Raw genomic sequence first — 19,196 nt, 5'->3', positions numbered from 1 at the left:
AAAGAATGGCTTTACAGGGGCTTGAACATCTCAAACGGCTCCTTGCAATCCACGCAGGTGTAGATCATGCGGCAAGGCGTGGTGCCAAAGTTGTTCTGCAAAGTGGTGTTGTGTGAGCCGCAACGCGGGCAGGCCACCGGCTCCATGAGCACTTGGATCAGGTTGCCCTCGTGGCGCGGCGGCGGGGCCAGGCCAGCGGCCTGCAACTTGCTGCGGGCCGCGGCGGTCATCCACTCGGTGGTCCAGGCCGGGCTGTGCTGCACGCGCACTTCGACCTGCGCTACCCCGGCGGCCTGCAACCGCTGGCGGATGCTGCTGCCGATGACCTCGTAGGCTGGGCAGGCGGCGAAGGTGGGCGTGATGGTGACGGCCAGCGTCTCGCCATGCCAGGCGGCGGCGCGCACAATGCCTAGCTCGACCAGATTCACGACCGGCATTTCCGGGTCGGGCAGCTCAGCCAGTGCGGCCCAGATTTCGTCTTCAGAGGTGCGCACGGAAACCTGCATCATCACCACGTCGCCTCAGGGTCGAGGCGAGCAACCGATTGCAGGTCAGCCAATAGCGCGGGCAAGTGCTCAGTATGCTCGCGACGTGACGGAGCCAAAAATTGTTGAAAATTGACCTGCAAACCAGCCTTTGTGAGGAACTCGACAGCGTCAATGTGCCAGCGGTCAAACAAGGCTGCGCTGCTGGGCACAATGCCGGCCGCATGTAGATCGCGTTCGCCAGGCAGTCGCTCGGCGAGCTGCTGCGCATAAGGCCACAGCGCGTCGAGGGCGGCCTGCATACGGCTGTGGCTCTCTTCTGTGCCCAGGCCCAGACGCAGCACCCAGGCCCGCGAATGGCGCAGGTGGTAGAGCTCCTCAGTGCGGATGCGCGCCGCGATCTCTGCCAATGGGGTATAGCGGCTGTGCTTCAACACTTCCAGTCGAAGGGCTTCCAAGCTGTCAAACAAGTATTGGCGCAAGGTGCTAAGTGCCCAATCGCCTTTGGGCAGCTCGACCATCTGCAGATTGCGGAATTGGGTCGCGTCTCGGAAATACACGAGCCGGTCAGGATAAATGGTTTGGTCTTCACCCAGCAGGTCAGCTGCCAACTCATACCAGAGCTTGGCGTGGCCAATCTCATCGAGGGCGAGGTTGGCGAAGGCGATGTCCTCTTCGAGGATGGGCGCGTGCCCCGTCCACTCCGAATCTCGGTGGCCAAGGATGAGCTCATCGTCAGCCATCGCGATAAGGTATCCGCTGAGAGCATACTGGTGAGCTCGTTGCATCAGCCCAGTTTCCCTTTATCACGCAATTGGCGCATCATGGACACTACAGGGTATTCAGCCTGATCTTTAAAAGTCTTGTAGCGAGCAGCCAAAAACATAGACTCAGCCTGAGTGCTCTCGCTCTTGCGCACCGCGCTGATGGGGAGCACCCACCACCACAGGGGCTGCTGATCTGGGAAGGCGGCAATGGCGGCCTGCACGGCGGTCTGCGGAGAGCTGGCTGCCACCTGCCCTATCTGGCGGCACTGGGCTTGTTGAGCAAACTTGCCAAAGACATAATACTCCACCCTGTACCCGCTGGCTTCGCCGGCCAGCTCGTTCTTAGCCAGTTCTTCTTGCGTCTGCGTGAAGATGGCGTCGGCCGGCACGACCCACAGCGCTACCGCTTCAGGCCGGCGCACGAAGACATCACGGGCGTTGAGCATAGCCAGCTCAGCATCCGGCGCGTGCACAGTGCCGTTGTGCACAACCGGCTGGTCAGGGCCTTCCTGCTGGAAGACCATATAGCGGGGCCATTGGGTGTCGGTCATAAGATCAAAGTCAAGTGAGAATGCAAAAGTATGAATTAAAAAGTGAGCAGCATTTCAGTATTCTCACTTCTGCATTCATCATTGAATTTGGCTCTTGGCGGCATAGGCCGCGGCCGCCTCGCGCACCCACTGGCCGTCGGCGTGCGCCTGGCGGCGGGCTGCCATGCGTTCGGCGTTGGCCGGACCGTTGCCCTTGAGCACCGCCCAGAACTCGTCCCAGTCGATCGGTCCGGTGCGCCAATTCTTGCTCGCCTCGTCGTAGTGCAGGTCAGGGTCAGGGAGAACGATGCCACAGGCCTGCAGGTCAGGCACGAGTTGATTGATGAATTCCTGGCGCAGCTCGTCGTTGGTGCGGGTCTTGATGCCCCAGCGAATGAGGACGCCGCTGTTGGGGCTATCGGCATCATGCGGGCCAAACATCATTAGCGTGGGCCACCACCAGCGCGTGATGGCGTCCTGCACCATGGCGCGCTGGGCCGGCGTGCCCTGCGAATACAGGATGATCATTTCCTGGCCCTGCTTGCGATGGAAGTTCTCTTCCATACAAATCCGCACCATGGCGCGCGAGTACGGGCCGTAGGAGCAGCGCGCCAGCATGGTCTGGTTGAGGATGGCGGCGCCATCCACCAGCCATCCGATGGCGCCGTTGTCGGCCCAGGTGGTGGTGTGATAGTTGAAGATGCTGGAATATTTAGCCTTGCCATCCAGCAGCGCGTCGAGCATTTCCTCGCGCGTCGCACCCAGGGTCTCGGCGGCGTGGTACAGGTACTGGCCGTGGCCGGCCTCATCTTGCACCTTGGCCAGCAGGATCAGTTTGCGGCGCAGCGAGGGCGCCTTGGTGATCCACGCGCCTTCGGGCAGCATGCCCACCACTTCGCTGTGGGCATGCTGGCTGATCATGCGGATGAGCTGGCGACGATATTCGGCCGGCATCCAATCGCCCGGTTCGATCTTCTCGCCGCGGGCAATGCGCGCTTCAAAATCCGCCAACTTCTGCGGATCTTCGTTGAGTTGGATGGCAATTTGCTCTACATCTGCACCGTACATCTCACCTCACACAACGATTGTATCTGCTCGCTTACTGGGTATTGACCCACACGGTCTTAACCTGCGTGTACAGGTCAATGGCTTCCTTACCCATCTCGCGGCCGAAGCCAGACATCTTGTAGCCGCCGAAGGGCGCGGCCGGGTCGATCATGCCGTAGCCATTGATCCACACGGTGCCAGCCTGCACGGCGTGCGCATAGCGGTGGGCTTTGCCAATGTCGCGTGTCCACACACCAGCTGCCAGACCGAACTGGGTGGCATTCGAGCGGGCGATCAGTTCATCCTCATCGTCAAATGCAGTCACAGCGGCCACCGGGCCGAAGATCTCTTCTTGCACCAGGCGCAGCGAGTCATCTGAGTAGCTGAACACAGTCGGTTTCAGGAAATAACCATCCTTCAGGCCATCACCCAAGCGTTCGCCACCGGCGAGAATTTCTGCGCCGGCTTGCTTGCCTTCTTCTATGTAGCCAGACACGCGCTCCAGCTGCTCGGCGCTGATGAGTGGGCCGACATGCACTTTCTCGGCGAAGCCGTGATCCACCACCATCTTGCCGACGTTGGCGGTCAGCCCCTCCAGCACCTGTTCATATACCGGGCGCTGGACAAATAGGCGTGTGCCGGCCACACACTCTTGCCCGGCGGTGCTGAACACAGCCCACTGGGCGCCGCGGATGGCAGCGTTCATGTCGGCATCCGCAAAGATCACGTTGGGAGACTTGCCGCCCAGTTCCAGGCTAACGCGCTTGAGGTTGCTCTTGGCAGCGGCTTCCATGATGCGCGCCCCTACCGAAGTGGAGCCAGTGAAGGCCAGCTTGGCGATGTGGGCGTGCTCCGCCATGGCGGCGCCAGTGGGCAGACCCGGGCCGGTGAGCACGTTCACTACGCCCGGCGGGAAGCCCGCTTCGCGCACAAGCTCGGCCAGGTAGAGGGCGGTCAGCGGGGTCTGCTCGGCGGGCTTGAGGATCAGCGTGTTGCCGGCCGCCAGCGCCGGGCCGAGCTTCCAAATGGCCATGAGCAGCGGAAAGTTCCACGGGATGATGGCGCCAACGACGCCCAGCGGCTCGCGGCGGGTATATACGAATTGGTCTGCGAAGGTGACCGGGACGGTGCTGCCTTCGATCTTGTCGGCCCAGCCCGCCTGGTAGCGCAGGTGCTTGGTGACATACGGCAGGTCGCCGCGGCGGGCGACGCGGATGGGTTTGCCATTGTCCAGCGTTTCCAGTTCAGCCAACACATCGGCATGCTGGTCGATCAAATCGGCCAGCTTGAACAGCAGCGCGCCGCGCTCGCCGGCGATCATGCCGGCCCAGGCCGGGAAGGCGGCTTGGGCGGCGGCCACCGCCGCGTCCACATCGGCGGCGTTGGCCAGCGCCACCTCGGCCAGCACGGCGGCATTGGCCGGGTTGCGCGTGGCAAAGGTCTCGCCAGACTGCGGGGCGACCCATTCATTGTTGATGAAGAGCTTCTTGGGCGAATCTTTGAGGAATTTGAGGGTAGCAGGCTGGAAGTTGTAGTCAGGGAGGTTGGTCATAGACAAATTTTAGTGCATTTGAGGGACGATAACAAACAGACCAGCTTCGCTGGTCTGTTGATTTTCTATTCGCTTTTTGGTTTCTCCCCACCCAGCCATTCCGGCGCATCATCCTCCGCCCAACGGCGGCGGATCTCGTCGTAGTCCGGCTTGCGCTTCTGCTCGAAGGCCTGCACACCCTCCCAGGTCTCCGGGCTGGTGTTGTGCACCGCTAGCCAGTCACGCCCGTGACCAATGGTGGTGTGCCAGCTCAGGTCTCGCCAGAAGTTGAGCTGCTGCTTGGTGTAGCGGGTCTTCTCGGGGAACTTGGCCTTGAGCTTGTCCACGATCTCGTCCACCTTGGCGTCCAGCTCGGCGCGCGGCACAGCCCAATTCACCAAGCCCCACTCAGCCGCCTTGGCAGCCGGGATCTCTTCATTCAGGAATAGGATCTCGCGCGCCCTCCGCTCGCCCACGATGATGGGGAGAAACTGCGTGGCACCTGCCAGCGGCACGCTGCCGTGGCTGGTGCCCACATGGCGAATGTATATGTCATCGGCAGCCACGGCCAGGTCGCAGCTCATGTTGAATTCGTTGCCACCGCCCACCACGATGCCGTTCAGGCGCGCCAGGGCCGGTTTGCCCAGGTTGCGCAGCCGCTCATGCACCTCAATAAAATCGCCCATCCATTTCCAATAGTCACGCGGGCGCTCCAGGAACTGCTTCTGCTCGTCCAGGTCGGCGCCGGTGCAAAAGGCACGCTCCCCCGCCCCGGTGAGCACCAGCACCGCCACCGAGTCGTCCCAACTGGCATCCTTGAAGGCCGTATTGAGCTCGGTCAGCACCTGATGATTGACCGCGTTGAGCACCTGCGGGCGGTTGAAGGTGACCGTGGCACGGCCATCTTTCTTTTCGTATTGAATAGCTTTGAAATCAAAGTCTTTTGAGGGGATACCAGTGAATTTCCGGGTCACAGCGGGCTCCAATCAGTAATGATTGTACACGCCAACCCGTTTCACTATACAATCAACGTTTACAAGGAAGGCTTCATGAACACTCTTCGCAATCTTGGGGTCTTGCTGCTGGTCAATGTATTCATTGCCCTCATGGTGGCGCTCACCCTATGGTTTGGCTGGCGCGGCGTGCGGCTTACCACTCAAGGCGAGAGCACCATCGGGCATGTTGTTGAAATGGAGGAGTCAAGCGACGGCGACGGCGGTTGCTGTGTCTATTCGCCCATCGTCGAGTTCAGCGCCAACGGACGCCCCGTACGCTTCGAGAGCGGCAACGCCAGCAGCCCACCAGCTTACCGCATCGGCCAGCAAGTAGAAGTGCTTTACAATCCGCAAGACCCTGACGACGCTTCGATCAATTCGTTCTACGAGTTGTGGCTGGTACCTGCCATCCTGGCTCCGGTGGATGTATTGCTCTTTGTGATCCTGAATTGGGTTGCCATCGCCAAGATGCGTAGCGGCCGGCCGATCTTTGAAGATTCAGACTAACGAGGAGATGTAGTGACCGCAGACGAGACAATGACCAAGCAACAATTGCTGCAAGGAATGCAGGAAGGCTGGGATCGCCTGCAAACATTTATCAGCGAGCACAGCGAGGAACAACTGACCAGCCCCACGGATGCCGCCGGCTGGACCGCTAAGGATCACCTGATGCACCTCTCTGTGTGGGCGGGCAGCATGGTGGCGGTGCTCAACGGCAAACCGCGCCGCGATTACATGGAGATCAGCCGCGAGGACTGGGTGACCCTATCCGAGACCTACGATGTGGTCAACGGTATCCTGCAGCAACGCTACAAGGATCTCCCGCTGGCTGAAGTGCGCAAAGCCGTTGAGGAGAAGCATAACGAGCTTGTGGCCCGCACCGAAGCCATGACCGAGGAAGAGCTGCAGCTACCTTACAGCCACTATCAGCCCACGAGCAAATCCACTACGCCGATCTTTGAATACATTGTGGGCAATACGTTCGAACATTACGACGAGCATATGGGCTGGATGAAAACGCTGATAGGTTAGTACACGATCTATCTGGCTTCCCAACAAAAGCCGCCATTCTGGCGGCTTTTTGCTGCTAACGGATTGCAAGCCTATAATTGGCCTTCCAAGTAAAGGATACCTATGCGTTCAAGAAATGTGTATGTGCTCGCGTTGCTGCAGGCCATTGGCATGTGCGGCGGTTCCATTGTTGTGCTGCTGAGCGGCATCATCGGTGAAGGCATTGCGCCTTCGCCGCAGCTGGCCACGCTGCCCAGCTCGCTGGGAGTGGTCAGCACCGCTCTGTTCAGCATCCCGGCTGCGCTGCTGATGCGCCGCATTGGCCGCAAGGCAGGCTTCCTGCTCTCACTGGTCGTTGCCATGCTGGGCGCCGCCCTGGCCGCGCTGGCGGTGAGCCGGGCAGACTTTGTGCTGCTGTGTGCGGCCACCTTCTTGATGGGCCAGCACAGCGCCTTTGTGCTGCAATACCGCTTCGCTGCCACTGAGAGCGTCCCCGCTGAGCTGTCCGGCCGGGCCGTCTCGCTGGTGCTGCTGGGCGGCATCCTGGCGGGCTTCCTTGGCCCCGAGATCGCCAAGCGTGCGCAGGATGCGCTGCCGGTGCTGTACGCAGGCTCGTTCGCGGCGCTGGCCGCCCTGTATGTGCTCGGCCTGCTGATTGTGCTGCTGTATCGCAACACAATCCCGCAAACCTACGAGGGCACTGCGGCCAAGCAGCCAGAGCGCCCGTTGGGCGAAATTGTGCGCCAGCCAGCCTACCAGGTAGCGGTATTGGCGGGCGTGGCGAGCTATGGGCTGATGGTCTTCATCATGACCGCCACGCCGCTGCACATGCACGGGCACGGCTTCAGCCTGGATGACACAGCCTTCGTGATCCAAAGCCATATCATCGCCATGTACTTGCCTTCGCTTTTCAGTGGTTTTCTTATTGAGAAGTTTGGCACGCTGCGCATCATGCTGGCTGGCGTGCTGCTGATGCTGTTCTGCAATGTGGCCGGCCTGCTCAGCGTGGAACTGCCCGGATACTGGACCGCGCTGGTGCTGCTGGGCCTGGGCTGGAACCTGCTGTTCGTCGGCGGCACGGTGCTGCTCACCTCCACCTACCGCGCCTCGGAGCGTTTCAAGACGCAGGCCAGCAATGACTTCACCATCTTCGCCGTGCAGGCGTTGTCTTCGTTCTCAGCCGGTTCTCTGCTGCACGGCGCGGGCTGGGACCTGATGAACTGGCTGGGGTTGGGGATTATGCTGCTGACCGCGGTGGTGATCCTGGCGCGGCGGAAGGCGTTGGTACCCTCACCCCCTGCCTTTACTTAATAATGGCGTCTTTTGCTATCCAGTAGTGGCAAGTTTTGCGGCCTCAGCAAAAATCTCTCTGACCTTGTTGCGTTTATCTGGCCACACATTAAACACGCGTTGACTTGGGTGCGGACAACTCAAGGTTGGCACACTAAACAGATCGCTGACAACTTGCTTTGCCTTTTGGGCCTTGGCTCCAACGAGAAGAACTACTTTGAGCTCTGGAAGCAACGAAGGCAATCGGCCCAAGGCTTGAATTGCAGAATCTATATCCATTTGATTCACTGGCCTGATACGAGACCCTGAACCTACATACCAAGGGACAATGTTCCATGCAACCGTCTGCATGCGAAGAAGACCTGCCTCGTCTGAAATTAGACTAACATTCCGAGCCGATGGGTCTGGATTATCACGAGAGATAAAGCCTGAGGCGACTGCTTTGCCACCAGGTGCTTCAAGTAGAAAAAGAACCCTTGCATCAACTCCACCATCTCGAGGATCAAAGAAAGGGATCTCGTCCCCCAAGCCATACGTTGACCGAAGGGTCAAGACATAGTCAGTAAGTGGCGCTATATGTGCCTGATCCAGTTCGAGTCGTCTCTTTGATCTTTCCTCCAAGCTGGCGAGTGAGTAAATTGACATACTTGCTACGCCCTCGCCCAGCGCCGCAGCAATACTGAAGCGCGGTAGCGCTCCTCATGGTGCTCGGCATAGAGATGGTCCAGCACGGCCAGCACACGCCCCCAGCCCAACTGCGCGCCCCACTCCACTAACCCGCGCGGATAGTTCACGCCCAGCTTCATCGCCAGATCGATCGTGTCTGCATCGCCCACGCCTTCCAGCACGGCGAAGCTGGCTTCGTTGATCAGCTGGCACACGATGCGCGGCAGCACCAGCGCTGGGCTCTCGCCCACCCAGGCTACCTCGCGGCCCAGGCTGGCGAACAGCGCATCCACCTGCGACCGCAGCGCCTCCGGGCCGCTTACTGTGACCAGCATGCTGTCAGCCAGGAACAAGCCATCGAACACAGCGACTCTTTCAGGATTCTGCACCCAGCTGCGCACTTCGCTCAGCGCGAGGTCGGCACCCTGTACCAACAGCGGCACGCCTGGCTCCAGCGCCACGTCCCAGGCCGCCACGATGGCGGCGGCGTTCTCACTGCGGCCCGCGGCCACAAAAGCGGCGGCGGGCTGGCCGCTTAGCTCGTGACTCATGGTGAAGCCAGCCGTCACGGCTAACTCAGCCAGGCCAGGCGCAAAGCTGCCGGATGAAATCAGCAGGCCGCCCTCGCCAGGCCCAGCCTGCGGTTGGTGCGGCGGGGCGGCAACGTCTTCATTTTTGTACTCGTAAAAGCCTTTGCCGGTCTTGCGGCCCAGCTCACCGGCGGCCAGCTTCTGCATCTGGATCCAGTGCGGGCGGTAGCGCGGCTCACCGTACGTCTGCTCATACATCGAGCGCATGGCCCCGGCGTTGATGTCTATCCCGATCAGGTCCATCAACTTGAATGGCCCCATCTTGAAGCCCCCGCCTGCTTCCACAATATGGTCAATCACCTCGAACGACGTTACGCCCTCGCCCAGCAGGCGCAGCGCTTCTCCGTAAAACGGCCGCGCCACCCGATTGACGATGAAGCCTGGCGTGTCGCCGGTGACCACCGGCGTCTTGCCCAGCGCTTCAGCCAGCGCCACGAGTGCATCCACGGTGGCCGAGCTACTTTGCGCCGCCCGCACCACCTCCACCAGCGGCAACACCGGCGCGGGGTTGAAGAAGTGCATACCCGCCACGCGGGCCGGATTTTGGGTGGTTGCCGCCACGGCGGTCACCGACAGCGTACTGGTGTTGCTCGCCAAGATGGTACTCGGCGAGCACACCTCGTCTAGCTTGGCAAAGATCTGCTGTTTGAGCTCCAGGCGTTCCGGCGCGGCTTCGATCACCACTTCGGCGCGGCGAAACGCGTCAAGGCTTTCGGTCAGGGTGAGGTTGGCGTAGAGCGCGATCTGGTCCTTCTTATCAAGGAACTTCTTGATGTACGCATCCGCCTTATCCAGCATGGGCGCATAGGTATCTTGCAAGATCACCTGTGCGCCAGCCGACAACGCCACCAGGGCGATGCCCGATCCCATGGTGCCGGCGCCAATCACGCCAATGACAGGTAGCTTGGAACTGGAAGTCAAGTCAATCTCCATCTATAAATATTGCTTACTTACCTTTGAACTCCGGCTTGCGTTTCTCTAAAAACGCAGCCATGCCCTCTTTTTGATCCTGCGTGTCGTAGGCCATCAGATAGTTGCGCCGCTCCAGCTCCATGCCCTCCTGCAGCGTACGCTCCAGGCCGTAGCGCAGCGCCTGGCGGGCCAGGCGCACGGCTACCGCCGGGCGCTCGGCTACCACCGCTGCCAGCTCGATTGCCGCATCCAGCACCTGCTCGTCCGGCACCACGCGGTTCACCAGCCCAGCCTGTAAGGCTGCCTCGGCTCCTAGTGGCTCGCCAGTCAGCACCATCTCCATCGCCCGCGCCGGGCCGATGGCGCGCGTCAAACGCTGCGTGCCGCCCGCGCCAGGCATGATGCCCAGCTTGATCTCGGGCTGCGCAAAGCGCGCCGTCTGGCCAGCGACGATGAGGTCACAGCCCAGGGCCAGTTCGCAGCCACCACCAAAGGCGACGCCACTCACGGCGGCCACCACGGGCTTATCAATACCCCAGATGCGCTGCCATAAGGCGCGGGTATTGCGCACAAAAATATCCACCGGGCCGGCTTTGGCCATGGCCTCGATATCTGCGCCGGCGGCAAAAGCGCGTTCACCGCCATACAGCACGATGACGCGCACCTGCTCATCAGCGTTCATGCTTTCCATGGCCTCGGCCAGGGCGCGCAGCATCTCTGGGCTCAACGCATTCAACTTATCTGGCCGGTTCAGGCGCACGATGGCCAGGGGAGCCTTGTGCTCGATCAATACCAGGGGTTCGCTCATGCGCTTAAGTATACGGGCATTATGCTCACCACATTCTTCACCAAATTTGCACAATACCCATTACTATTCACGCATGGCTGAAGAGCGTCTACAAAAGATCCTAGCCCGCGCCGGCTACGGCTCACGCCGCGCCGCCGAGGAGTTAATCGAAACTGGCCGCGTGACCGTGAACGGCAGTGTGGCAGCCATCGGCGCCAAGGCCGATGCCCTCCATGACGCCATCAAGGTAGACGGCCGCCGCATTGCGGCCGCCGCGGCGCCGGTCTACTACGCCGTCTACAAACCGCGCGGCGTGCTTTCCACCACGGGCGGGCCGGAGCCGCGCCAAAAGGTGACCGATCTCATTCCGGGCGGCGGCCAGCTGCACCTGGTGGGCCGGCTCGACAAGGACAGCGAAGGCCTGATGCTGCTGACCAACGATGGTGATCTGACCCAACGCGTCAGTCACCCGCGCTACGAGCAGGAGAAGGAATACCGCGTGCTGGTGGCGCGCAAGCCAGATGAAGAGCAGCTGGCTACCTGGCGGCGCGGCGTAGTGCTGGAGGATGGCACTCGCACCCGCCCGGCCGATGTGCGTATTGAACACATGTATGGCAAAGGCGCCTGGCTACGCGTGATCATGCACGAGGGGCACAAGCGCCAGATCCGGGAGATCGCCAGCCAGCTGGCGCTGCCGGTGGTAAAGCTCATCCGTGTGCGCATTGCTAATTTATACGTTGGCAACCTCAAGCCCGGTGAATGGCGCCTGCTGAACGAGAATGAAGTGCGTGACCTGATGGCCGGCGAGAAGCCAGCGAACCGCAAACCGCGCCCGCAAAAAGCTGCCAGCAGCAAGACCGCCAAGCCGAAAGCCCATCGCAGCGGCAAGCCCGGCAAAGGCCCGGGCAGCCGCAAGCCCGCGACGCGCAAACCTGGAATTGCGCTGGGCCGCCCGCGCCGCGGTGACGCCGAACAAAGCTCGCGGCCGAAATCAGGCGGGCGCTCCGGCTCCAGCCGACCGAGCTCAAGGCCGAGCGCAGGACGCAAACCGAGCGGCCGCCCGAGTACCAGCCGCGGACCCAGCACTGGGCGCCGACCAAATTCTGGAAACCGGTCGAACTCTGGCCGCCGACCGGCTTCTGGTCGCCGACGCTCCACCTAAAAAGAACATTCGTGCTATACTGCGGCCAGCTACGTGAGGCTGCATGTTTTCCAACGCCATTCAACGCATGCGCAATATCTACAACGAGTTTCCGCGCGCCTTCTGGCCCGTGGTGGCCGTTTCCTTTGTGGATGGCATTGGCCGCACGCTGCTCTTCCCCTTCTTCGCGCTCTACGTGACCCAGCGCTTCAACATCGGCGCCACTCAGGCCGGTCTGGTACTGGGCACGTTCTCAGTCTTCTCGCTGCTCGGCTCCATGGTGGGCGGCGCGCTGACCGACCGCATTGGCCGCAAGAAGCTGATCATCGCCGGATTGGTGCTCAGCGCGCTCACGACGATTTCGCTGGGTCTGGTGGCCGAGCTGCGCTGGATGTATGTGCTGGCCGCCATCAGCGGCATCTTTGGCGAGCTGGCCGGCCCGGCCCACCAGGCCATGATCGCCGACATCCTGCCTGAGCGCCAACGCCAGGAAGGGTTTGGCATCCTGCGCGTGGTCGCCAACATGACCTGGATCGTAGGCCCCAGCATCGGTGGCTTGCTGGCCGGCTTCTCCTTCTTCTATCTGTTCGTTGCGGATGCCATCATCAGCTGCATCGTTGCGCTGCTGTTCTTCATTTATATTGCAGAAACCAAGCCCAAGACCAATGAGGCCGAGGCAGGCGAGAAGTTCAGCAAGACTTTTGCCGGCTACTTCACCGTTCTGCGCGACCTACCCTACTTGGCCTTCATCCTGGCTTCCATTCTCATGGGCATGGTCTACATCCAGATGTACGGCACGCTCTCGATCTACCTAAGAGACCACCACAGCATTGACCCGCAAGGTTTCGGCCTGCTGATGACCACCAGCGGCGTCACCGTGATTCTGTTCCAGTTCTGGGTGACGCGCGTCATCAAGCTGCGCCCGCCCTTCCTGATGATGGCATTGGGCACCCTCTTCTACGTCATCGGCTTCAGCCTGTTCGGCATTGTGGCCGCTTACTGGCTGTTCATGGCCGCCATCATCGTCATCACGATCGGCGAAATGCTGGTGGTGCCCACCGCTTCGGCTTTGGCGGCCAACTTCGCCCCCGAAGCCATGCGCGGTCGCTATATGGCCGTGTTTAGCCTGGTGTGGGCGCTGCCCGCCGCCCTCGGCCCGGCCGCGGCGGGCTACATTCTGGATAATTACGATCCGAACCTGCTGTGGTACGGCAGCGGCGCGGTGTGCATGGCTGCGGTGCTGTTCTTCTATTACCTGCATGTGCGCCTGGGCAAGCGAGAACGTTTCGCCCCCGCCCAGCCCTAACACTGCCAGCGACACTTACGCGCGGCTTAGTTGCCGAATGTTGCGCCTGCCCGTACAATTGGGCAACCTTCCTCGATTCCTCAAAAATGAAGAAACCTATGGCCAAAGAACGAAATTCCTCCCAAGAAAGCTGGCTGGACCGACCCCTGTTTGGCAACCGGCGCTTTACCTGGGAATACGCCGTTGTGGCGCTGCTGTTACTCGCAGCGGTCGTCACCCGCTTCCACATGTTGGGCGAGCGCGTGATGAGCCACGACGAGACCACCCATGTGTATTTCTCGTGGCAACTATTCAAGGGCCAGGGCTACCAGCATCACCCCCTCAGCCACGGGCCAATCCAGTTTCACATGCTGGCTCTGAGCTATTTCCTGTTTGGCGATAATGACTTCACCGCCCGCGCTCCGCAAGCCTTGTTCGGCGTGGCCGTGGTTTTCTTTGTATGGTGGGCCTTCCGCCGCTATCTTGGGCGCACCGCTGCGTTATTGGCTTCGTTCTTCTTCCTTATTTCGCCGTATGTGATGTACTACAGCCGCTACGCGCGCAATGAGATCTTTGTGACCCTGTTCGGCCTGGTTATGCTGTGGGCCATCCTGCGCTACTTGGATACTGGCCTGCACAAGTACATCTATATAGCCGTTGCCGCCATATCGCTACACTTCACTTCTAAAGAGACCTCCTTCATATATCTTGCCCAAGCGCTGATCTTCTTAGGGCTGGTCTTCCTGTGGCGAATTGCGCCGCGCCGATGGAACGGCGACAGAACCCGCTTGATATTCTTCGTTACGCTTGTGCTCAGTGTGCTACTCTTCCTGCTCGCCATCGGCGCACAGATCGAGGCCAGCCAAAGCGGCGCAAGCGTCATCAGCGCCACCGAGGTGGAAGCCCCGGTGGTGGCCACCGATACCGCGCCGGTCGAGTTCAACTCGCCGCTTTCGGCTACCACCATCATCCTGGGTGGGGTCGGTGCGCTGTCGCTTGTCACCGCGCTGGTGGCGCTATTCCTCGGCTACGGGCTACCGCGCCTACGCCAGGAGCGTGCCTTCAGCCTGATGGCACTGCTGTTCTCACTGACGTTGCCCCACCTGGCCGCCTTCCCTATCCGCTGGCTGCACCATGACCCCATGGCCTATCAGGATACGAGCAATCTCATTTTCATCACCGGCGTGGTGGTTGTGCTGGTGCTGCTCTCCGCCGGGCTGGGTTTCATCATCAACGGCCGCGTGTGGCTCATCAGCAATGCGGTGTTCTACGCCATCTTTGTGCCCTTCTACACCACCATTTTCAGCAACGGCGTGGGCTTTTTCTCCGGACTAGTAGGATCGTTGGGCTACTGGCTTGAGCAGCAGGCCGTGGAGCGTGGCAATCAGCCAGGCTACTACTACTGGGGCGTGCAGATCCCTGTTTACGAGTTCCTGGCCGCGGCTGGCAGCCTTCTGGCCGCGGTGATGGGCCTGCGCAGCCTGCCGCGCCTGCGCGCCACCGAGCCAGGGCAAGACACGGAGAACCGCGACCTGCTGCCGCACGAGAGCCACCGCATGGCCCTGGTGCTCTTCGCTTTCTGGGCCGTCTCGGCCCTGGCAGCCTACACCATCGCCGGCGAACGCATGCCTTGGCTCACCCTGCACATCGCTATCCCGATGCTGCTGCTGGCCGCCTGGGCGGTGGCTCGTCTGATTGCAGGTGTGCAATGGGCACGCTTTACCGCTCACAACGGCTGGCTGCTGCTCGGCTCACTGGCGCTCACCTTGGTCGCGCTCTTCAATGTGCTGGGGTCTCTGTGGGGCACGCAACCACCCTTCCAAGGCAATGAGCTTGCCCAGCTTCAAGCCACCTATCATTTTCTGTTCTTCTTCATCACGCTGGCGCTGGGCGCCTACGGCATCTTTCACTATGGGCTGATGAACGAATGGAGCGGCAAGCAGATCAGCAAGGTGGCTGCTTTGGTGGTGTTCGCGGCCCTGGCCGCGCTGACCCTGCGCATTTCGCTGCGTGCCAACTTCCGCAATTACGATCTGGCCACCGAGTATCTGGTCTACGCCCACATGGCGCCTGGCCCCAAGGTGGCCATGAACCAGATCGAAGAGATTTCGCGCCGCACCACCGACACGCTGGATATCCAAGTCGCCTACGATAACGAGACCTCATACCCCTTCTGGTGGTACCTGCGCAACTATCCCAACCAGCGCTACTACGCAGACCAGCCCAGCCGTGATCTGCGCCAGTTCCCGGTCATCATCGTGGGCGATACCAATTACGGCAAGATCGAACCCATCGTGGGCCAGAGCTACTACATGTTTGAGTACATGCGTATCTGGTGGCCCAATCAGGACTATTTTGATTTCACGCGCAGCAGCATCGGCTACCGCTTCACTTCGGAAACCGGCCAGCCGGTTACAGATATGAACACCGGCGAATACTTGCGCCGCGTAGCCATCCGCCTGTGGGAATATGTTGGCGACGCGCAAATGCGCCAAAGCCTGTGGAATATCTGGCTCAATAGCGACTTCACCAGTTACCTCGAAGGCAAGGGCCAGAACCCCAGCCTTGAAGCCTGGTCGCCCGGGCGCACCATGCGCGTCTACATCCGCAAGGATGTGGCCGCCCAGATCTGGGACTATGGCGTGCAGGGCGTGACCAGCGAAGATGTGCTGGCCGACCCGTACGAAGGCAAGGGCCGTGCCCTGGCTCCGCAGTTCACCATCGGCGGTTTCGGCAGCGAGCCGGGGCAATTCATTGCCCCGCGCAACGCCGCCGTGGCGCCGGATGGCACGCTGTACGTGGCCGACACCGGCAACCACCGCATCCAGCGCCTGGCGCCGGATGGCAGCGTGCTCAGCGTCTGGGGCAGCTTTGGCGATGTAGCCAGCGGCAACCTGGACGGCGGCGTCTTCAATGAGCCTTGGTCGGTAGCCGTCTCGCCGGACGGACAGTCAGTGTATGTGGCCGACACCTGGAACCATCGCCTCCAGCAGTTCACCGCTGATGGCCAATTTGTGCGCACGTGGGGCTACTTCGGGCAGGATGAGAGCGCTGGCGCCCTGTGGGGCCCGCGGGATGTCATCGTGCTCTCAGACGGCAACGTGGTCGTGACCGACACGGGCAACAAGCGCCTGCGCATGTACGATGCGCAGGGCAACCATGTGGCCGACTATGGCGAGTTCGGTTTTGAGCCCGGCCAGTTTGATGAGCCCGTGGGTCTGGCTTATGATGCCGCTCTGGAGCGCGTATATGTGGCCGACACCTGGAACCAGCGCGTACAAGTGCTGGAGTATCGTGATGGCCGCTTTATCCCGATCACCCAATGGGAAATCGCCGGCTGGTATGGCCAATCCTTGACCAACAAGCCCTACCTCAGCGTGGGCAAGGGCAGCCAGGTCTTCATTGCTGACCCGGAAGCAGGCCGCGTGTTGGTTTACAACTCGGATGGCACGCTGGCTTACTTCTTCGGCGGCTATGACCAGGAGGCCGCCAACATTCTGGTAGCCCAAGGCGCAGCGGCCGACCCCAACGGCGGGGTCTGGGTGGTCGACAGCCAGAACGCCACCATCATGTGGTTTCCTGAACAATAGCTTGAGCTAAACTAAAAAAAAGACGCTGCAGTCGCAGCGTCTTTTTTTATTCCGAGTCTTTGATGTGCAAACTGTGGAAAGCGCGGTGCAGCATGGGCGAAATGATGATGCCAGTGGTGAAGGCAAACACCAGCCCGGAAACCAGCGCATACGCCGTGGCAAACAGCTTCCCCGCGTCCGAGGTAATAGCATCCACTGGCCCCATACCCGACAGGATCATGGACGCATTCAGCAGCGCGTCCAGCATAGGCAGATTCGCCAGCCAGTGATAACCCAGCGTGCCCAGCAGCAGGAATAGGGCCATCACACCCAGCGCCAGCAACACATGCCGCCCCACCCTGATCAAAAACAGCCTATGTGGCAGCAACGGCTGGCTGCGGTGCTCATAGCGAAACATCCAGCCATTATATGCCCGCTCATCAGGCGCCAAAATTGGCGCAGACTGCCCTCTGTTATAATGCCCCCGTTTTGGCGGCTAAGCCGCTGCATCCTTAAATCCGCTCTCTTTCGAAGGAGCATTTCCCTGATATGAAGCTGCACGAGTTCGACTCCAAGAAGATCTTTGCCCAATATCGCGTGCCTGTGCCCAAGGGCAAAATTGCCAAAACACCCAAAGAGGCTGGCGAAATTGCCAAGAAGCTGGGCGGCGCAGTCGTCGTCAAAGCCCAGGTTTTGGTGGGCGGCCGCGGCAAAGCCGGCGGTGTGAAAGTGGTCAAGACCGCCAAGCAGGCCCAGGACGCCGCCAAGCAGATCCTCGGCATGGACATCAAGGGCCTGCCGGTGCGTAAAGTTCTGATCGACCCCGCCATCGGCATCGCCAGCGAGATCTACCTCGGCATCACCAATGACCGCGCTGCCCGCCAGCCGGTGATGATCGCCTCGGCCGCCGGCGGCGTAGACATTGAAGAAGTGGCCGCCACCAACCCTGAAAAGATCATCCGCGTCCACGTTAACCCGCTGCTGGGTCTGCAGGACTACAACATCCGCGACCTGGCCGTAGGCATTGAGCTGGACCGCAACCATTGGGCCGCGTTCCACACCATCTGCAAGGGCTTGTGGGAAGCCTACAAGAATTCTGACGCCACCCTGGCCGAGATCAACCCGCTCGTTATCACCAAGGACAACGAATTACTGGCAATCGACGGCAAGATGCTGATCGACGACAACGCCATATTCCGCCAACCCAAGCTGGCCAAGCTGCGTGACATGGACGAGGAAACCCCCGCCGAAACGCAGGCGCGCAAGAGCGGCCTGACCTACATCCAGCTGGATGGCGAGATCGGCTGCATGGTCAACGGCGCTGGTCTGGCCATGGCGACGATGGACATCATCAAGCTCTTCGGCGGCGAGCCGGCCAACTTCCTGGACATTGGCGGTGGCGCCAATGCTGAGAAAGTGGCGGCCGCCCTGCGCATCATCCTGCAGGACAAGAACGTGAAGGCCGTGCTATTCAATATCTTCGGCGGCATCACCCGCGGCGATGAGGTGGCCAAAGGCATCCTCGCTGCGCTCAAGACGATCAAGACCGACGTGCCGATGGTTGTGCGCCTTGCTGGCACCAACGCCGCCGAAGGCCGCGCCCTGCTGGCCGATGCCAACATGATCACGGCCGAAACCCTGGCCGAAGCCGCCCAAAAAGCTGTTGAGGCGGCCAAGCGCTAAGCGCTGGCAGTCGAAAGGAAATTACGAATGGGAATTCTGGCTGATAAAAATACCCGCGTGGTCGTCCAAGGCATCACGGGCAACGAGGGTCTGTTCCACTCCCAGCGCATGCTGGAATACGGTACCCAGGTCGTGGGCGGTGTGCGCCCCGGCAAAGGTGGCGAATGGGTGCTTGACGGCAAAGTGCCGGTGTTCGACTCGGTCAAGGTCGCCGTTGACGCTACCGGCGCTGATTGCAGCATGATCATCGTCCCGTTGGCTGCCGCCGCAGACGCCATGCTGGAGGCCGCTGACGCTGGCGTACGCCTCATCGTGTGTCTCACCGAGGGCATCCCCCTGCAGGACATGATGCGCGTGCGCGCCTATCTTGACTCCAAGGGCGTGCTGCTCATCGGCCCTAACTGCCCGGGCCTGCTTACCCCCGGCCAGACCAAGATCGGCTTCATCCCCGGCGACAACGCCATCCCCGGCAACATCGGCGTGGTCTCCCGCTCCGGCACGCTGACCTACGAGGTGCTGTACGCCCTCAAGCAGGTTGGCATGGGCTCCAGCACCACGGTGGGCATTGGCGGCGACCCGGTCAAGGGCCTCAACTTTATCGACATCCTGCAGATGTTCGAGGAAGACCCGCTGACCGACAAGGTCGTGATGATCGGCGAGATCGGCGGGAGTGACGAAGAGAAGGCCGCAGAGTACATCAGCAAGCATATGACCAAGCCGGTGGTCGGCTTCATTGCGGGCCGTGCCGCTCCTCCGGGCAAGCGCATGGGTCACGCTGGCGCCATTGTTGAAGGCAGCGCCGGCGGCGCCGAGGAGAAGATCGCCGCGCTCACCAAGGCTGGCGTGCGCGTAGCCGATTACCCTGAGCAGATCCCAGACATGCTCAAATAAGCAAACAAACAAAAAG

General features: G+C 60.9%; 18 protein-coding genes. 8 read left to right on the top strand and 10 right to left on the bottom strand.

Annotated elements, in window-relative coordinates; all coding sequences use genetic code 11:
* Positions 1-11: 11 nt before the first annotated feature.
* From paaJ to KIT08_09955, 6 genes are all read right to left on the bottom strand, one after another.
* Positions 12-509, bottom strand: coding sequence for a phenylacetate-CoA oxygenase subunit PaaJ (gene paaJ, locus KIT08_09980; GenBank protein UYN89413.1), 498 nt, complete (start codon positions 507-509; stop codon positions 12-14).
* A complete protein-coding gene (gene paaC / locus KIT08_09975) occupies positions 509-1,273 on the bottom strand; it encodes a phenylacetate-CoA oxygenase subunit PaaC (protein ID UYN89412.1) in 765 nt (254 codons plus the stop codon). The genes paaJ and paaC overlap by 1 nt, the downstream gene beginning before the upstream one ends.
* On the bottom strand, positions 1,273-1,803 hold the full coding sequence (locus KIT08_09970; protein ID UYN89411.1) for a hypothetical protein: 531 nt from the start codon (positions 1,801-1,803) through the stop codon (positions 1,273-1,275). The genes paaC and KIT08_09970 overlap by 1 nt, the downstream gene beginning before the upstream one ends.
* A 78-nt stretch (positions 1,804-1,881) precedes the next feature.
* Entirely contained in the window at positions 1,882-2,850 is a 969-nt protein-coding gene (paaA, locus tag KIT08_09965; protein UYN89410.1) for a 1,2-phenylacetyl-CoA epoxidase subunit A, read from the bottom strand.
* Positions 2,851-2,881: 31 nt separating this feature from the next.
* Positions 2,882-4,381 (bottom strand): aldehyde dehydrogenase family protein, encoded by a 1,500-nt coding sequence (locus KIT08_09960; protein ID UYN89409.1) that lies wholly within the window; start codon positions 4,379-4,381, stop codon positions 2,882-2,884.
* A 65-nt stretch (positions 4,382-4,446) separates the two neighbouring features.
* Complete coding sequence (locus KIT08_09955) at positions 4,447-5,334, bottom strand: enoyl-CoA hydratase/isomerase family protein (GenBank protein UYN89408.1); 888 nt, start codon at positions 5,332-5,334, stop codon at positions 4,447-4,449.
* Positions 5,335-5,409: 75 nt separating this feature from the next.
* Here KIT08_09955 and KIT08_09950 point away from each other — a divergent pair, with 75 nt between their 5' ends.
* The 3 genes from KIT08_09950 to KIT08_09940 all read left to right on the top strand — a co-directional run bounded on the left by KIT08_09950 (position 5,410) and on the right by KIT08_09940 (position 7,677).
* The gene (locus KIT08_09950) at positions 5,410-5,862 is read left to right on the top strand and encodes a DUF3592 domain-containing protein (GenBank protein ID UYN89407.1); all 453 of its coding nucleotides are present in this window, start codon (positions 5,410-5,412) and stop codon (positions 5,860-5,862) included.
* Positions 5,863-5,874: 12 nt separating this feature from the next.
* Positions 5,875-6,387: a ClbS/DfsB family four-helix bundle protein gene (locus tag KIT08_09945; protein ID UYN89406.1), complete on the top strand. Its 513-nt coding sequence runs from the start codon at positions 5,875-5,877 to the stop codon at positions 6,385-6,387.
* A 102-nt stretch (positions 6,388-6,489) separates the two neighbouring features.
* On the top strand, positions 6,490-7,677 hold the full coding sequence (locus KIT08_09940; GenBank protein ID UYN89405.1) for an MFS transporter: 1,188 nt from the start codon (positions 6,490-6,492) through the stop codon (positions 7,675-7,677).
* A 15-nt stretch (positions 7,678-7,692) separates the two neighbouring features.
* On the opposite strand, the gene KIT08_09935 is transcribed toward KIT08_09940, so the two are convergent.
* The 3 genes from KIT08_09935 to KIT08_09925 form a co-directional block, all read right to left on the bottom strand.
* Complete coding sequence (locus KIT08_09935) at positions 7,693-8,184, bottom strand: uracil-DNA glycosylase (GenBank protein ID UYN89404.1); 492 nt, start codon at positions 8,182-8,184, stop codon at positions 7,693-7,695.
* Between the two features lie 122 nt (positions 8,185-8,306).
* Positions 8,307-9,833: a hypothetical protein gene (locus tag KIT08_09930; GenBank protein UYN89403.1), complete on the bottom strand. Its 1,527-nt coding sequence runs from the start codon at positions 9,831-9,833 to the stop codon at positions 8,307-8,309.
* A gap of 25 nt (positions 9,834-9,858) precedes the next feature.
* Entirely contained in the window at positions 9,859-10,632 is a 774-nt protein-coding gene (locus KIT08_09925) for an enoyl-CoA hydratase/isomerase family protein (protein UYN89402.1), read from the bottom strand.
* A 73-nt stretch (positions 10,633-10,705) separates the two neighbouring features.
* On the opposite strand from KIT08_09925, the gene KIT08_09920 reads away from it, so the two are divergent.
* The 3 genes from KIT08_09920 (at position 10,706) to KIT08_09910 (ending at position 16,627) form a co-directional block, all read left to right on the top strand.
* The gene (locus tag KIT08_09920) at positions 10,706-11,773 is read left to right on the top strand and encodes a pseudouridine synthase (protein ID UYN90808.1); all 1,068 of its coding nucleotides are present in this window, start codon (positions 10,706-10,708) and stop codon (positions 11,771-11,773) included.
* A 43-nt stretch (positions 11,774-11,816) separates the two neighbouring features.
* Positions 11,817-13,058 (top strand): MFS transporter, encoded by a 1,242-nt coding sequence (locus tag KIT08_09915; protein UYN89401.1) that lies wholly within the window; start codon positions 11,817-11,819, stop codon positions 13,056-13,058.
* Between the two features lie 98 nt (positions 13,059-13,156).
* Positions 13,157-16,627 (top strand): TIGR03663 family protein, encoded by a 3,471-nt coding sequence (locus tag KIT08_09910; protein ID UYN89400.1) that lies wholly within the window; start codon positions 13,157-13,159, stop codon positions 16,625-16,627.
* A 46-nt stretch (positions 16,628-16,673) separates the two neighbouring features.
* Here KIT08_09910 and KIT08_09905 read toward each other — a convergent pair whose 3' ends face one another.
* Positions 16,674-17,024 (bottom strand): hypothetical protein, encoded by a 351-nt coding sequence (locus tag KIT08_09905; GenBank protein UYN89399.1) that lies wholly within the window; start codon positions 17,022-17,024, stop codon positions 16,674-16,676.
* A 131-nt stretch (positions 17,025-17,155) separates the two neighbouring features.
* Here KIT08_09905 and sucC point away from each other — a divergent pair, with 131 nt between their 5' ends.
* Together sucC and sucD are read left to right on the top strand one after the other, a co-directional pair.
* On the top strand, positions 17,156-18,289 hold the full coding sequence (sucC, locus tag KIT08_09900) for an ADP-forming succinate--CoA ligase subunit beta (protein ID UYN89398.1): 1,134 nt from the start codon (positions 17,156-17,158) through the stop codon (positions 18,287-18,289).
* Between the two features lie 27 nt (positions 18,290-18,316).
* Entirely contained in the window at positions 18,317-19,180 is an 864-nt protein-coding gene (gene sucD, locus KIT08_09895) for a succinate--CoA ligase subunit alpha (protein ID UYN89397.1), read from the top strand.
* The last annotated feature ends 16 nt before the right edge of the window (positions 19,181-19,196 follow it).

Source organism: Anaerolineales bacterium (assembly GCA_025808555.1).
In the GTDB taxonomy this organism is placed as follows: Bacteria; Chloroflexota; Anaerolineae; order Anaerolineales; family UBA11579; genus JAMCZK01.
This window is presented reverse-complemented; position numbering and strand designations above follow the sequence as displayed.